This window comes from Paenibacillus elgii NBRC 100335 (genome assembly GCF_004000865.1).
In the GTDB taxonomy this organism is placed as follows: Bacteria; Bacillota; Bacilli; order Paenibacillales; family NBRC-103111; genus Paenibacillus_G; species Paenibacillus_G elgii.
The window spans coordinates 1-13545 of record NZ_BIMB01000039.1; the positions used below are offsets into that span (position 1 = coordinate 1).

General features: G+C 54.3%; 11 protein-coding genes and 1 pseudogene. 9 read left to right on the forward strand and 3 right to left on the reverse strand.

All coding sequences use genetic code 11. The features are described from left to right. The 7 genes and pseudogenes from PEL01S_RS34950 to PEL01S_RS24030 form a co-directional block, all read left to right on the forward strand. Window positions 1-321 (forward strand): annotated as a pseudogene (locus PEL01S_RS34950) (glycosyltransferase family 2 protein); the annotation flags it as partial. After that, window positions 288-782, forward strand: coding sequence for a hypothetical protein (locus tag PEL01S_RS24005; protein ID WP_127462078.1), 495 nt, complete (start codon window positions 288-290; stop codon window positions 780-782). The pseudogene PEL01S_RS34950 and the gene PEL01S_RS24005, both read left to right, overlap by 34 nt. Window positions 783-1161: 379 nt before the next feature. Further along, a complete protein-coding gene (locus PEL01S_RS24010) occupies window positions 1162-1359 on the forward strand; it encodes a cold shock domain-containing protein (RefSeq protein WP_010496818.1) in 198 nt (65 codons plus the stop codon). A 257-nt stretch (window positions 1360-1616) separates the two neighbouring features. Continuing rightward, on the forward strand, window positions 1617-2168 hold the full coding sequence (gene hpf, locus PEL01S_RS24015) for a ribosome hibernation-promoting factor, HPF/YfiA family (RefSeq protein ID WP_010496820.1): 552 nt from the start codon (window positions 1617-1619) through the stop codon (window positions 2166-2168). 194 nt (window positions 2169-2362) lie between these two features. After that, on the forward strand, window positions 2363-4864 hold the full coding sequence (secA, locus tag PEL01S_RS24020) for a preprotein translocase subunit SecA (RefSeq protein WP_063183268.1): 2502 nt from the start codon (window positions 2363-2365) through the stop codon (window positions 4862-4864). A gap of 120 nt (window positions 4865-4984) precedes the next feature. Continuing rightward, window positions 4985-6113 (forward strand): peptide chain release factor 2 gene (gene prfB, locus PEL01S_RS24025; RefSeq protein ID WP_108535271.1). Its coding sequence is split into 2 segments (ribosomal slippage): window positions 4985-5056 and window positions 5058-6113, totalling 1128 coding nucleotides; the frame shifts between segments, so codons are not numbered across the junction. 174 nt (window positions 6114-6287) lie between these two features. Beyond that, a complete protein-coding gene (locus tag PEL01S_RS24030; RefSeq protein ID WP_127462103.1) occupies window positions 6288-7175 on the forward strand; it encodes a YitT family protein in 888 nt (295 codons plus the stop codon). Between the two features lie 77 nt (window positions 7176-7252). On the opposite strand, the gene fdhD is transcribed toward PEL01S_RS24030, so the two are convergent. The 3 genes from fdhD to PEL01S_RS24045 all read right to left on the reverse strand — a co-directional run bounded on the left by fdhD (window position 7253) and on the right by PEL01S_RS24045 (window position 10958). Continuing rightward, the gene (fdhD, locus tag PEL01S_RS24035; RefSeq protein WP_127462079.1) at window positions 7253-8056 is read right to left on the reverse strand and encodes a formate dehydrogenase accessory sulfurtransferase FdhD; all 804 of its coding nucleotides are present in this window, start codon (window positions 8054-8056) and stop codon (window positions 7253-7255) included. Between the two features lie 5 nt (window positions 8057-8061). After that, window positions 8062-10413, reverse strand: coding sequence for an FdhF/YdeP family oxidoreductase (locus PEL01S_RS24040; RefSeq protein WP_127462080.1), 2352 nt, complete (start codon window positions 10411-10413; stop codon window positions 8062-8064). 185 nt (window positions 10414-10598) lie between these two features. Next, complete coding sequence (locus tag PEL01S_RS24045) at window positions 10599-10958, reverse strand: Na-translocating system protein MpsC family protein (protein WP_063183261.1); 360 nt, start codon at window positions 10956-10958, stop codon at window positions 10599-10601. Between the two features lie 245 nt (window positions 10959-11203). Here PEL01S_RS24045 and argC point away from each other — a divergent pair, with 245 nt between their 5' ends. Together argC and argJ are read left to right on the forward strand one after the other, a co-directional pair. Next, a complete protein-coding gene (argC, locus tag PEL01S_RS24050; protein WP_127462081.1) occupies window positions 11204-12253 on the forward strand; it encodes an N-acetyl-gamma-glutamyl-phosphate reductase in 1050 nt (349 codons plus the stop codon). Window positions 12254-12278: 25 nt separating this feature from the next. After that, window positions 12279-13511, forward strand: a complete 1233-nt coding sequence (gene argJ / locus PEL01S_RS24055; protein ID WP_127462082.1) for a bifunctional glutamate N-acetyltransferase/amino-acid acetyltransferase ArgJ — start codon at window positions 12279-12281, stop codon at window positions 13509-13511. The last annotated feature ends 34 nt before the right edge of the window (window positions 13512-13545 follow it).

The following is a 13545-nucleotide window of genomic DNA, read 5'->3' on the forward strand; positions in this document are numbered from 1 at the left end:
AGTCTGAGAAGTTTTATTGCTAGTGGAGAGAAGATTGGCCGCATCCAGATTAAAAGCAGCTTTTTGCAGAATGCTCAACGACAAACGGTAAAATCAAGCGTCTCGCGTATTTTCCCAAAGGGTATTAAGTATTCTGGAATCATACACGAACAGTTGGATAGTGATTTACCTAGAATAGATACCGGTATTTATGTTTTACATGATGGTTATTATGGGACAAATAAGTCTGAAAGGAATCTCCGGTTACTTAGAACAGCATTAGATCAAAAGCCTGCAGATTCTTATCTTTGTTCCAAATTGCTAAAGAATATAAGGGGCTGAACGAATCTTCCATTTCAGAACAATATTTTGAGCAGGGATATCAGTTGCTAAAGGTCAAAGCCGGCTATGCGAAAGAGGCTATTGTTGATTTCCTGTACGTGCTCTTGAATAATCATAACCTAGAAAGAGCTTTAGAAGTAATTGGTTCGGAAGCGGATCTGCTTAAAGAGATTCCGGATTTTCATTTTGTTTGTGGATTAATTTATACGGAACTAGCCATTGCTATGCCCGAGGATTCTAGTATGCTTATTCCAATGATTGAAACGTCTTATCTGCAGTGTTTGAATTTGGGGGGGCAATCAACCAAAGAAATTGTTAATGGAACATCGACATACTTAGCAGCCTATAATCTGGGCATATTTTATGAGTTCATAGATATGAAAGAAAGAGCAAAAGAGTGTTACCAGTTTTCTGCTTCGCATAATTATACTCTCGCTATGGAGAGGTTGAGTAATTTATAAGGCAACTAAGTTGTGATTAATGTTGCGTTCACAAAAAATGTTCGTTATTCTCTACAGATGCTCAAAAACACAAGCCTATATCGAGAATGTGCCTCCCAAATGCCAAACGAATAAACATATCGATTATGTATGGCCTGAAACTTTCCACCCCTGTGGACAATGTGCATAACTCTGTTGATAACTTTGCGAAAAATGTCGATAAACCGCGACACAACAGGCTTTTCGGCTGTGAGTATTTTATTAACGCCATGTTAATACTCGAATTTTCGAAATATTTCACCAACACGGCCAAGTTCGATTGACAGCGGGGAGTTGGGGATGATATATTCGAATTGTGAGCGATGCTTGCAGTTATTTGATAATGAAGGGAATGTTTTACATGCAAGGTAAAGTTAAATGGTTTAACGCAGAAAAAGGTTACGGTTTCATCGAGCGTGAAGACGGTGGCGACGTATTCGTACACTTCTCCGCTATCCAAACCGATGGCTTCAAAACTTTGGAAGAAGGCCAATCCGTTGAGTTCGATATCGTAGAGGGCGCACGTGGTCCTCAAGCGGCTAACGTCGTCAAGTTGTAATCATCCGGCCGGTTTCGGCCGCTCGTAATAGATGGTTATTGTTTGGACAAAATTAGCGCGAACTTGATCACACCCTTGGGGAATCCAAGGGTGTTTTTCGTGCGTCTGGACCTTATCGAAAAAAGCTATAAGGAAGCGTTTACACGACTGCCATAAATTGTCCAAATATTTTGTAAATTTTCCTCGAATTTTATGAAGGATTTTTGAAGGCGGGGGGTGAATATAGTATAATGTAAGTATGAAAGGAGGAGTCGCACATGAAATTCAACATTCGCGGTGAAAACATCGAGGTAACGGAAGCGTTGAAAGACCATGTCGAGAAAAAATTAGGCAGACTGGAACGCTACTTTGAAGCTCCCCCTACATCTGAAGTCAATGTCACTCTGAGCGTTGTGAAAGGTATGCAAACCGTTGAGGTGACGATTCCGCTTACCGGCCTTATGCTGCGGGCGGAGGAGAAGCACGCCGACATGTACGCAGCCGCCGATCTGGTTGTGGACAAGTTGGAACGTCAAATTCGCAAGGCCAAAACAAAAGCCAACCGCAAAATTCGCCTGGAAGGCGGCATTAAAGATCTGTTCCGGATGGAACTGCCGGACGCTTCCTATTCTCTGGACGATGAAGACGATTACGAATTGGTGCGGACGAAGCGTTTTACGCTGAAGCCGATGGATGTGGAAGAGGCGATTTTGCAAATGAACATGGTAGGCCATAATTTCTTTGTTTTCTCCAATTCCGATACCGAGCAAGTCAACGTGGTCTACAAACGCAATGACGGAAAATACGGCCTCATCGAGCCGGCCAGATAAACCGTCGGATGACTTAAGAAAAGAACCGAGCTTGTTCGAACGCTTCAGCGGTGCATCTAGCGATGCCTGCGCGTTCGGGCAGGCTCTTTTTTAGTAGATTCGGGAAATCGGGGCAGGTTTGTTGCGGTGAAAGGCGCAAACTGTTACAATTTAGGATAGGCTATTGTTTTTTAATAAGGAAGGGGATTAGCAACATGCTAGGACTCGTTAAAAAAATATTTGGCGATTCGAATGAGCGTGAATTGAAGCGCATGTGGAAAGCCGTGGAATACATTAATTCTCTCGAACCTTCGATCGAACCGCTTTCCGATGAACAGCTGCGAGGCAAAACTGTTGAATTCCGTGAACGCTTGGAAAAAGGCGAGGAGCTGGACGATCTGCTGCCGGAAGCGTTCGCCGTTGTGCGTGAAGCGTCCAAGCGCGTTTTGGGCAAGCGTCACTATGACGTGCAGTTGATTGGCGGTATGACGCTGCACGAAGGCAAAATCGCGGAGATGCGTACAGGGGAAGGTAAGACGCTGGTCGGTACGCTTCCGGTGTATTTGAACGCGCTCCTCGGCAAGGGCGTGCACGTCGTTACGGTCAACGATTACTTGGCCCAACGGGACAGCGGCGAGATGGGTAAAATCTACGAATTCCTCGGGATGACCGTCGGGGTCAACCTGCCGAACCTGTCGCACGATGGGAAGCAGCAGGCTTATGCTTGCGACATTACCTATGGAACGAATAACGAGTTCGGTTTCGACTATTTGCGTGACAACATGGTCGTGTACAAGGAACAAATGGTACAGCGTCCGTTGTACTACGCGGTTATTGACGAAGTGGACTCGATCCTGGTCGACGAAGCCCGTACGCCGCTGATTATTTCCGGGCAAGCCGCCAAGTCAACGGATCTGTATTATATTGCCGATCAGGTTGTCAGCCGGTTGGAAGATGAAGACTTCACGGTTGACGAGAAGCTCCGGTCCGTAGCTTTGACCGAACCGGGAGTGGCGAAGGTGGAACGTGCCTTCGGTATCGAAAACTTGTTCGATCATGACCACGTGCAGATCAACCACCATGTTCAGCAAGCCTTGAAGGCCCACATCATCATGCGCCTCGATGTTGACTATGTCGTACATGATGGCGAGATCGTAATCGTAGACGAATTTACCGGCCGTTTGATGACGGGCCGTCGTTACAGCGAAGGGCTTCATCAGGCGATTGAAGCCAAGGAGAAGCTGCAGGTGCAGAACGAGTCGATGACGCTCGCGACGATCACGCTGCAGAACTATTTCCGGATGTACCGCAAGCTGTCCGGGATGACCGGTACGGCGAAGACGGAAGAAGAAGAATTGAAGAAGATCTACAACCTGGACGTTATTGTCGTTCCGACCAACAAACCGATGGTCCGGAAAGACATGCCGGATGTCGTGTACAAGTCGGTGGCCAGCAAATTCCGCGCGGTCGTAAACGAGATCGTGGAGAAGCATAAGAACAACCAGCCGGTGCTCGTCGGTACCGTATCGATCGAGAACTCTGAGCGGCTATCCGAGATGCTGAAGAAGAAAGGCATTCCGCATAAAGTCTTGAACGCGAAATACCATGCAGAGGAAGCGGAAATCGTTGCGCGCGCGGGTCAACCGGGCAGCGTGACGATCGCGACCAACATGGCGGGACGTGGTACGGACATTATGCTCGGGGACGGAGTAGCCGAAGTCGGCGGGCTGCATATTATAGGTACGGAGCGGCACGAAAGCCGCCGGATCGACAACCAGCTCCGCGGCCGTGCAGGCCGTCAGGGCGATCCGGGTTCGTCCCAGTTTTACTTGTCGCTGGAAGATGAGCTCATGCGCCGTTTCGGAGCGGAGAACATCATGGGCATGATGGACCGCCTTGGGTTCGAGGAAGACCAACCGATCGAGAGCAAGCTGATCTCCAGAGCGATCGAGTCGGCTCAGAAGCGGGTCGAGGGCAACAACTTCGACGTGCGGAAGGTCGTCCTCCAATACGACGACGTCATGAACCAGCAGCGGGAAATCATCTACAAGCAGCGCCGCGAGGTGATCGAGTCCGAGAACATTCGCGACATCGTGCTTGGCATGATGATGCCGGTGATCGATCGGGTCGTCGAAGCGCATTGTCCGGCAGATCTCGTTCCGGAAGAGTGGGATTTGCAAGCGATCGTCGATTACGCGAACGGCACGTTCCTGCATGAAGGCCAGCTGAGCAAAGACGAGCTGTGGGGCAAAGAAAAAGAAGAGATCGTCGAATATATGAAAGATCTCTTGATGCGTCTCTACGAAGAGCGCGAGCAGCAGATCGGTCCGGAGTTCATGCGCGAGTTCGAGAAGGTCGTCGTGCTTCGCGCCGTCGACAGCAAATGGATGGACCACATCGATGCGATGGATCAGCTGCGTCAAGGGATTCATCTCCGGGCGTACGGCGGTACGGACCCGCTGCGCGAATACCAGTTCGAAGGCTTCGAGATGTTCAATGAGATGATTCAAAGCATCCAGGAAGAAGTTTCGACCTACATCATGAAAGCTCATGTGGAAACGAACCTGGTGCGCGAAGCGGTGGTCGATGAGCACGAGATGGCTACGAACGGCGAACCGGCACCGAAGCAGCCTGCGGTAAGCGAAGACCGGATCGGACGTAATGATCTGTGTCCTTGTGGCAGCGGGAAGAAATACAAACAGTGCCACGGTGTGTAGCTTTAACTGTCTGGTAAGCCAATGGCGCGGTAAATGTATAGGAAGCGGGAGGTCGGGGCGTCGCTCCGGTCTCCCTTTTCGGTAACAGGGTGCAAAATTAACGGATAGAGGTGCTGAATGATGTTAGAAGCGGATGTAAAGCGGGATTTGCAAGAAACGGCCAAGCGATTGGCTGAGCTCAGGGGGTCTCTTTGACTTAGATCTGAAGCTTGAGCAGATCGCGGATTATGAAGAGAAGATGTCTGCGCCGGATTTTTGGGACGACAACGAACGGGCGCAGAAGCTGATTGGAGAAGCGAACGGAGTCAAAAGCGTAGTCGACGAGTTCCAGGCGTTAGCTTCGGAATACGAAGACCTCGAGGTCATGGCCCAGCTCATGCAGGAGGAGCAGGACGACAGCATGGTGGCCGAGATTGAGGCGGGGATCGCCGCGCTCATTAAGAAGCTGGAGAACTTCGAGCTGCAGCTGCTGCTCAGCCAGCCGTACGACCGTCTGAATGCGATTCTGGAGCTTCACCCAGGGGCAGGCGGAACGGAATCGCAGGACTGGGCGGAGATGCTGCTGCGCATGTACCGCCGCTGGGCCGAGAAGCGGGACTTCAAGGTCGAGGTGCTCGATTATTTGCCGGGCGATGAGGCCGGTGTGAAAAGCGTGACGCTGCTTATTAAAGGGTACAACGCCTATGGTTATTTGAAGGCGGAAAAAGGCGTACACCGCTTGGTGCGTATTTCGCCGTTCGATGCTTCGGGGCGCCGCCATACGTCATTCGTATCGTGCGATGTAATGCCCGAAATTGATGATGACGTGGAAATCGAGATCCGTACGGAGGACCTCAAGGTCGATACGTACCGCTCCAGCGGAGCGGGCGGCCAGCACATCAATACGACGGATTCGGCGGTACGGATTACCCACCTTCCGACGGGCGTCGTCGTCAGCTGCCAGACGGAACGTTCGCAGATCAAGAACCGCGAGCGCGCAATGAAAATGCTCCGGTCTAAGCTGTACGAGAAAAAAATCGAGGAGCAGCAAAAGCAGCTCGCGGAAATCCGCGGCGAAGTCTCCGACATCGCATGGGGCAGCCAGATCCGCTCGTACGTATTCCATCCGTACAGCATGGTCAAGGATCACCGGACCCAAGAGGAAACCGGCAATGTCGGCGCTGTGATGGACGGCGATTTGGACGCATTTATCGACGCCTATTTGCGCCAGCAAATCAATAAGCCGGACAAAGAAAACGGCGCATCATAAAATTAAACAGGCAAGCTCATCCTACACGTTAGAAACGGTATTCCGCTGGCATCGCCAACTCCCGATGGGAGGTTCGGCTCGGCCGGGGAAACAGCCGGGACTGGCGTGTAGTTTTTTTATGCAGGGGGAGAGCGGATGTCGGTGATCGAAGGCACCGGAAGATCGGGCAGACGAATGGGATGGAAGGGGCGGGGAGCTGCTGTTCTGCCTCGCGGGCAGGGCTTGCTTAAGGAATATGCCCTCCTGCTTGTCGGGTCGCTTCTGATTGCAGTCAGCTTTAATGTATTCTTGAGCCCAAACCAGGTTGCATCGGGCGGGGTGACAGGCATCAGTATCATCGTTCAGACACTTTTCGGCTTCGAGCCGGCTTTCACTCAATGGGCCTTGAACATTCCATTGTTTATTGCTGGCACTTTGCTGCTGGGGAGGCAGTTCGGCGTCAAGACGGCGGTTGGATCGGTAGTGCTCCCCTTGATGGTTCTGTTGACGAGAGGGCTTCCTTCCTTGACGCACAATTTATTGCTAGCCAGCATTTACGGCGGCATCCTCATCGGGATGGGACTGGGGCTTGTGTTTCGTGGCCGGGGGTCTACAGGGGGCTTGGATTTGGCCGCGCAGCTTATCCACCGATATACCGGCATTAGCCTCGGACTGTGTGTTGCGATGCTGGACGGGCTAGTTATTTTATCGGCGGGTATCGTGCTGTCCCCGGAAAAAGCAATGTACGCACTCATCGGGCTGTTTGTGACAAGCAAAACGATCACTGTCGTACAAATCGGATTAAATTACTCCAAAGTAGCTTTTATCGTCTCGTCGGCTTCGGACAAAATTCGGGAAGCGATTTTGCATGAACTGGACCGGGGGCTGACGGAGCTGGAAGCCAAAGGCGGGTATACGGGTCAAAGCCGCACGGTGTTGATGGTCGTGGTGGGGCAAACGGAAGTGACCCGGTTAAAAACGTTGGTCCGGAAGCTGGATCCGGAGGCTTTTGTCATTCTAAGTGATACGAACGAAGTGTTGGGGGAAGGATTCAAGCTGATGGGCTCCGGAGCGGGGCCATGAGAAAGGTAAAGAGGGCCGCGGGCGGGGTAACCGCACGAAGCCGCTCCATAAGGTTGGGTTGAAAACCGTTTGACCGGCTAGTCGCCAGATGACTCTGTAATTCTCTCCGGATGCGAATACACATTGAACGAGCTGCCGCGAATAAAGCCGATAACGGTAATGCCCAGCTCGTCTGCCAGCTCGAGTGCGAGATCGGTCGGCGCAGACTTGGAAAGCAGCGTGCCGACGCCCATTTTGGACGTCTTGAGCAGCACCTCCGAGCTGACGCGCCCGCTGAAGGCGACGATTTTGTCCTTCATCGATAAGCGCTCGCGCAAGCAGTGGCCGAACACCTTGTCGAGCGCGTTGTGGCGGCCGATGTCCGTCCGGCAGACAAGCTGGCGATCCGGGGAGCAGAGGGCCGCGTTGTGCACCCCGCCCGTTTCGCGAAACAGGTCCGAGCCGTCCTGCAGCTGTCGGATCAAGCCGATACATTGAGCCGGAGTAATCGTCCGCCGCGACATGATGGTCTTGGCTGTGCGTACATCGCTGCGAAAATAAAACTGACGGCCTTTGCCGCAGCACGAGCCGATGAACCGCTTGGAATGGTCCAGACCGCGGCCGCGCTCCGGGTGGAGCAGGCGGACTTGGGCCAAGCCCCGGCGAGGATCGACGGCAAGCCCGATCACCTCGTCCGCCGTCCGGATGACGCCTTCAGAGGCGAGAAAGCCGAATGCCAAATCTTCCAAATCAGTCGGAGTACAGACGATGGTGGCAAATTCCTCTCCGTCAAGCTCCAAAGTAAAAGGCCTTTCCGAAGCGATCTGATCGTTCCGGGCTTGCAGCTTTTCCCCGTCATAATGCCAGACGGCCCGGCTCGCCACCGGACGCTCTTTATCCATGGGCCTCACCCGCTTTCCGTTTCCAGCTCTTCAATGCGCCGCTCCACGTACTTCGTATCCTTGAAGGCGTGATAGGTCTCCGCTTTTTCCACAATGACCGTCGTATTGTACTCCGGAATGCCTGCGAACGGCTCATATACCCCTTTCGGGATCAGCACGTTCCCCTCCGGCCAATGAACTTCGATGTTGCCTTCCTTGATGCGTTCCCATTTTACCCGGCCGTGAAATGCTCCGTACCGGTTGTAGACGACAATGGCGTCGCCTTCCCGAAGCAGAAGCGCCCGCCCGTCCAGCTCGTTCATCAGCACGTCGTACCGGTCTGCGCCGTTGAACGGATCGGTCTCGCTGTAGACCATCGAATTGAACTGCTTGCCCCGGCGGGTCGTCACGTAAAAATGCCCCTCGGGCTTGCGCAGCTCAGGCAGCTCGATCGGCAGCAGCGTCCCCCGGCCATCCTCTGTCGGGCAATTGCCTCCCTCGCAGAGCCAGGCGCCGCCCCATTGAAACACGTCGCCGCGATGGCGCAAATGCTGAATCCCGTCATAGTTGGGCGCAGCCAACGCGATTTCCTCCCGGATCGCGAAGGCGTCTTCGCAGCCGATCAAGTGCTTCGCTTCCGGTTTGACGCGGGCGGCAAGATCAACGTAAATAGCCCATTCCGCTCTGGCCTCCGGCATCCGGGGCCCTTCGATCTCCGGCGAAAAGTATACCATTCGCTCCGTTGAAGTGGACGTCCCTCCGCCAGGCTGCTCATAGCGGGTCATGGCGGGGAGGACGATGACCGTTTCTTTCGCGTCGACCAGAGTCGACGTGTTCAGAATAATATCCTGATGGACGCGAAGCTCGACATCGGCGAGGCAGCGCTCCACAAATTCCGGGTCCGGCATCGTTTCCAGAAAGTTGCCGCCGGACGTATAAAATACTTTCAGCTTCCGCTCATGCTCTTCCGGCAGCAGCGCATTTTCCAGCGATACGCCGACGATGTCCCCCTGCCATTTCGGCAGGGGAAAGCTCCACAGCCGCTCGATCCGTTCGATGTCGCCGCCTTTGAATTCGCCGCCCGGCAGGCTGAACGGGTCGGCGCCCATCTCGCCCGAGCCCTGCACGCCGCTGTGGCCGCGGATCGGCATCAGGCCACAATGCTCGCGGCCCAGAAAACCGCGCAGCAAGGCCAGATTAGCCACCTGCGAAATATTGTCCGTGCCGAAGCGGTGCTGCGTCAGTCCCATGCTCCACACGAACACCGCCGACTTCGCTGCAGCGAGCATCCGGGCGAAGTCTCCCATGCGTTCGCGGGACAGGCCTGACGACGATTCCAGCAGTGTCCAGTCCTGAGCCATCACATGGGTACGCAGCTCTTCATACCCGTTCGTATGCACTCGGACGAACTCGTGATCGACGGCCGAACCTGGATCGGCCTCCTCCATCTCGAACCAATGCTTCATGACGCCGTTCATAAAAGCAATATCCCCGCCGATATGAACTTGGTAGAAGTCGTCGGTCAGCTTGGTGCCGAACAAAGCCGATTCCGCAATCGACGGAATCCAGTATTGGTCCATGGACGGCTCATAGTACGGGTTGATGACGATGATTTTCGTCCCCTTCCGCTTGGCTGCATACATGTACTTCGTCGACACCGGCTGGTTGTTTGCCGCCACGCTGCCCCAGAAGACGAGCACGTCCGTGCCGATCCAGTCTTTGTAGCTGCAGCTCGAAGCTCCGATCCCGACGGACCTTTTCAATGCTGTTTTGGACGGAGAATGGCAGATGCGCGATGCGTTGTCGATATGATTCGTCCCAAGAAAACGCGCTACCTTGGCCGCCGTGTAATACGATTCGTTTGTAATGCCGCGCGCCGTCAAATAGAAGGCGAGCTGCTTGGGATCGATGCTGCGGATTTTGGCGGCAATTTCGTTAAGGGCTTCATCCCACGTGATCCGGCTGAACCGGCGTTCGCCTTTGCGGCGGATAAGCGGATACGGCAGCCGTCCGAGCTTGCGCAGCGCAGTGCTGTCCAACCGGCGCAGTTCGTCGATATCCGCATGCAGCACCTCTTCCCGGATCGCCGGCATCGTATTCAGCCGCAGCACATTGAGCCGGGTCGTACACAGGTGTGGGCCGTTCAGCGTCTGATCGTACAGCCCGGAAACGCCGAGCGCGCAGCCGTCGCAGACGCCCTGAGTTAAGATGCGTGCGGCGTAGGGGAGCTGGTCGCGATTGTCCCAGAATGCTTTGAACGTATCGCGGATATGCCGCGGCTTGATCCGGTTCAGGCCGAACGGCACCTTGCTGACCCACAGCGACGGATCGGGGCGGGAAGGGAGCGAGATGCGCCCAGTATGCTTTGTAGAACCCATAGAAAGAAGACCACCTTTTCGTGAAAATGGGATAAAAAAAGCCACAAAGATACAGCTCCCGATTTCCGAACGGTTGCGGAAGACGAGAGCGGATCTGTTGCGGCGGTTAGTCTTGAGCAGGTTCGCTGCCAAGTGCCAACGGCACATATACAATTGTAAAGTCGTGTGCTTGCAGCGCAAATGCACTAAGTGCTAAACTTCTTCTCAATATCTTCATCAAATACGAAAATACTCATGCCGATATCTTTATCGAGGTCGATGTCTACGAACAGATCGACGAAGTTTGCGCCGAGCAGCTTTTCCATTTCTACCGGCCGGTGCAAGCGGTACATTTCCTTGACCATCTCGGTGCGTGCCGAACGCAGCGCCTGCTTGCCGTCGGCGGCGGAAGCAATGAATTTTTCGACGGGGGACAGGTTGCCCTCCATCTCGCAGATGGCCCAATGCTTGCAGAACGTCGTGCGAATCTCCCGGGGGCCTTTGCCCATATGGCGTTTGCGGAACGCTTTCACCAAGTTGCCGAATTCGGCCTCTACCTTGTTCATGCGGAACAACTCCGTTTACGGCGACGTTTTTGCTTCATAAATTTTATCATGGGGTAAGCTTCAGTTCAAGATGATTCGGGGCAGAGCATACGCTTGCCTCCGATGCAATGAAAAACGCTTGGCGTCAGCAAGCTTTTCACCCGCGCGGACAGTAGGGTCGGGTGATGAATAGGGTAAAAATATCGTTGAATTATTATGCTTCAGAATGTATAATAATACATAGTTTGCAAGTGGAGGGACGGAACATGACTACAAAATTAAGAGCGGCGATCGTCGGGTCAACCGGTTACGGCGGGGTAGAGCTCATCCGGCTTTTGCTGGCGCATCCGAATGTGGAGATTACCTCGGTAATTTCCTCCTCGAGCGCCGGAGCCCCGATTGCGGACGGCTATCCGCATTTGAATCAAATTTTGACGGACCGGCTGGATGCGGTCGATGTCGAGTTGATCCGAAGCAAAGCGGACGTTGTCTTCCTGGCAACGCCGCACGGAGTCAGCACCGAGCTGTCGCCGAAGCTGCTGGATGCCGGGCTGAAGGTCATCGATATTTCCGGGGATTTCCGCCTGCAATCGGGCGACGTATACGAGACGTGGTATAAGCATAAGCCGGCCGATCCGGAATATTTGAAGAAAGCCGTTTACGGGCTGTGCGAGGTGTTTGGAGAAGAAGTGCGGGGAAAGGACTTCATTTCCAACCCAGGCTGCTATCCGACGGCCACGCTGCTTGGTCTGGCGCCGCTTGCGGCAAGCGGCTGGATCGATACGAAGTCGATCATCGCGGATGCGAAGTCGGGCGTATCGGGCGCGGGACGCGGACTCAGCCTGCTCGTGCATTATTCGGAAATCAACGAAAACTTCCTGGCTTATAAAGTGAACAAGCACCAGCATACGCCGGAGATCGAGCAGGCGCTGAGCCGGCTTGCCGGGGAAGAAGTCGTCATGACGTTCACGACGCACTTGGTGCCAATGACGCGCGGTATTTTATCTACGATTTATGTGAATCTCACAAGCCCGCGGAGCGAGGACGACATTCGCGAGCTGTACCGTCAATATTATGAAGGCCGCAAGTTCGTGCGCATCCGGGACAAGGGAAAATACCCGGCGACGAAGGAAGTTTGGGGCTCGAACTATTGCGATATTGGGCTGTCGCTCGATTCGCGTACGGGGCGCCTGACGATCGTGTCGGTTATCGATAATGTAGTCAAAGGGGCGGCCGGGCAAGCCATTCAAAACTTGAATTTGATGATGGGCTGGGATGAAGCGACGGGTCTCGCGTTCACTCCGGTATATCCATAACGTAAGGGAACAGGTGAAGAAAGCGATGGCGACAAAAGTTAACGATGCGTTTACGATAGTGCCTGACGGCTCCGTGACGACGCCAAAGGGGTTTCGTGCAGGAGGGCTACACTGCGGATTGAAAAAAACGGAGCGTCACGATCTCGGCGCGATTGTATGCGAGGTGCCCGCTGAAGCGGCAGGCGTCTATACGCTGAACCAGTTTCAGGCGGCTCCCCTGAAGGTGACGCAAGAGAGCATTGCGCAGGGCGGCAAGCTGCAGGCGATGCTCGTAAACAGCGGCAACGCCAATGCCTGCACGGGCCAACAGGGCGAAGACGATGCGCGCGCGATGCGTGCGGCGGGCGCCCAAGCGTTCGGCGTAGCCGAGCATCTGGTCGGCGTCACGTCCACAGGCGTAATCGGCGAGCTGCTGCCGATGCCGAAGGTGCTCGGAGGCATTGAGAAGCTTCCGGCGGCGGTAAGCGTGGATGGCGGGGATGACTTCTGCCAGGCGATTTTAACGACCGATCTGGTCAAAAAAGAAATTTGCGTTCGCGTGACGGTCGGCGGACGTACCGTGCATATTGCCGGGGCGGCGAAGGGATCGGGCATGATCCATCCGAACATGGCGACGATGCTCGGGTTTATGACGACCGACGCGAAGATCGAAAGCGCCGAGCTGCAAAAGCTGCTGAACGACGTCACCGATTCGACGTTCAACATGATTACTGTGGACGGTGACACGAGCACGAACGACATGGTCGTCGTCATGGCAAGCGGACTGGCAGAGAACGAGCGCTTGACGCCGGAGCATGCGGACTGGGCGGCATTCAAGGCTGCATTCAACCATGTCGGCGAGTACTTGGCCAAGGCGATTGCGCGGGACGGCGAAGGCGCAACGAAGCTGATCGAGGTCACGGTGGCGAACGCGGATTCGCGTGAAGCGGCACGGGCGATTGCGAAAACGGTCATCGGCTCGAGCCTGGTGAAATCCGCATGCTTCGGTGCCGATGCGAACTGGGGACGCATCATCGCGGCGGTCGGCCGCGCGGGGTATCCGGTGAAGACGGAAACCGTCGACATCCGCCTCGGCGATATTGTCGTGCTGGAGCAATCGCGTCCGGTGAAGTTCGACGAGGAGCGGGCTGCGGAATACTTGAAGGGCGATTTCGTGCTCATCCATGTCGACCTGCATATGGGCGAAGCGTCGGCGACGGCGTGGGGCTGCGATTTGACCTATGATTACGTCCGAATCAACGCGGCGTACCGGACGTAGCTTGAAGCGCGGCAAATAAAGCGAAAACAAACCA

Excerpts from the sequence above, each read along its gene's own strand:
- PEL01S_RS24010 (WP_010496818.1), top strand. The coding sequence starts at position 1,162 with ATGCAAGGTAAAGTTAAATGGTTTAACGCAGAAAAAGGTTACGGTTTC.
- PEL01S_RS24040 (WP_127462080.1), bottom strand. The coding sequence starts at position 10,413 with ATGGGTTCTACAAAGCATACTGGGCGCATCTCGCTCCCTTCCCGCCCC.
- PEL01S_RS24045 (WP_063183261.1), bottom strand. The coding sequence starts at position 10,958 with ATGAACAAGGTAGAGGCCGAATTCGGCAACTTGGTGAAAGCGTTCCGC.
- argJ (WP_127462082.1), top strand. The coding sequence starts at position 12,279 with ATGGCGACAAAAGTTAACGATGCGTTTACGATAGTGCCTGACGGCTCC.
- argC (WP_127462081.1), top strand. The coding sequence starts at position 11,204 with ATGACTACAAAATTAAGAGCGGCGATCGTCGGGTCAACCGGTTACGGC.
- secA (WP_063183268.1), top strand. The coding sequence starts at position 2,363 with ATGCTAGGACTCGTTAAAAAAATATTTGGCGATTCGAATGAGCGTGAA.
- PEL01S_RS24030 (WP_127462103.1), top strand. The coding sequence starts at position 6,288 with ATGGGATGGAAGGGGCGGGGAGCTGCTGTTCTGCCTCGCGGGCAGGGC.
- fdhD (WP_127462079.1), bottom strand. The coding sequence starts at position 8,056 with ATGGATAAAGAGCGTCCGGTGGCGAGCCGGGCCGTCTGGCATTATGAC.
- hpf (WP_010496820.1), top strand. The coding sequence starts at position 1,617 with ATGAAATTCAACATTCGCGGTGAAAACATCGAGGTAACGGAAGCGTTG.